1 protein-coding gene is annotated in these 1354 nt (G+C 38.2%); it reads right to left on the minus strand.

Translation table 11 applies throughout. From position 1 onward, the window contains the following. Positions 1–77: 77 nt before the first annotated feature. Positions 78–1199 carry an IS200/IS605 family element RNA-guided endonuclease TnpB gene (gene tnpB, locus CO726_RS30895; protein WP_099686823.1) on the minus strand — a complete coding sequence of 374 codons (1122 nt, stop codon included), beginning with the start codon at positions 1197–1199 and terminating at the stop codon, positions 78–80. Positions 1200–1354: the final 155 nt, after the last annotated feature.

Here is a 1354-nt window from a genome sequence, read left to right on the forward strand (position 1 = left end):
TATTGAACTACCCCCACTTTCACTTCGTTTAGAAGTGAGGGATTCCTAAGTAAAGAGTTCTATCGAACTCTAATTGATTAGGCTATCCCCGCAGTCCTTGCGGTTAGAAGCCTTATCGCCTCATTCTTTAGATTGATACTTGCGTTAATATCCCTATCATGGTGTGTACGACAAGAAGGACAACCCCATTCACGTAGGTTTAGATTTTTAACGTCTTTGTTTTGATATCCACAACAAGAGCATAATTGGCTGGAAGCAAATGTTTTCGATACGACAATGACTTGTTTGCCATACCATTTTGCTTTGTATTCTAACATGGATCGAAATTGCGACCATGATACTTCACTAATTGCTTTTGCTAACTTATGATTCTTTAACATATTCGATACTTGCAAATCTTCTATACCGATAACATCGTGGTTTTTGATGATTTCAGTCGAGATTTTGTCCAAGTAATCTTTTCTAGCATTTGCCATGTATTCATGAATCCTTGCTACTTTTACTCGCTGTTTATTCCAGCGAGTAGAACCTTTCGTCCTTCTAGAAAGAACACGCTGTGCTTTCACCAATTTCGCTTCTAATGAGCGAAAAAACTTCGGATTTTTATAGGTTTTTCCATCTGACAAAATGGCGAAATTTTTTAGTCCCACATCCATTCCGATGTAAGATTGTGTTTTCGGAAGTTCTTGCACTTCTGTTTCAACTAACAATGAAACAAAGTATCTGCCAGAAGGGTTCCGTCTAACTGTAGCATTTACAATACGTCCCTCTACTTCGCGACTTTTGGCAAATCGAACAAGGCCTAGTTTCGGCAACTTTATCTTGTTTCCTACAACAGCAATGTTTTCATTTGTTTGTTTTGTGGTATAAGATTGTACGTTGTTTTTCTTAGATTTAAAGCGCGGGACGCTGTTTTGCTTTTTGAAAAAGCGTGTATAAGCATCCGCAAGGTTGCGAACAGACGACTGAATTGAGATACTATCCACTTCTTTTAGCCAAACAAACTCTTTTTTCATGGCAGGAAGTTTGGCAGAGCATGTACCATATGTCAAACCTTTTCCTGTCGCTTTGTATGCGTGATCCCATAGGGAAAGGAAATGATTGAATACAAAACGCGAACAACCAATCGTTTTGTTGATTAGAATTGCTTGTGTTTGATTTGGATAGATACGAAACTTAAAGGCTTTATTAATCATCATTTGATTCACCTCCATCTCGGTATATGAACTATTATACACCAAACATATATTCGATAGATAGTGAAGCAACACTTTATGTATGTCGAACAATTAAGATGGCTTCCTGCCATCCCTTATTCGAAGCCAATTCATCTCCCACCTACTCACTGGGCTGT

The organism is Bacillus fungorum (genome assembly GCF_002746455.1).
GTDB classification, from domain to species: Bacteria; Bacillota; Bacilli; order Bacillales; family Bacillaceae_G; genus Bacillus_A; species Bacillus_A fungorum.

Bases quoted from the DNA above. Each gene is read 5' to 3' on its own strand.
- tnpB (WP_099686823.1), bottom strand. From the start codon at position 1,199: ATGATGATTAATAAAGCCTTTAAGTTTCGTATCTATCCAAATCAAACA.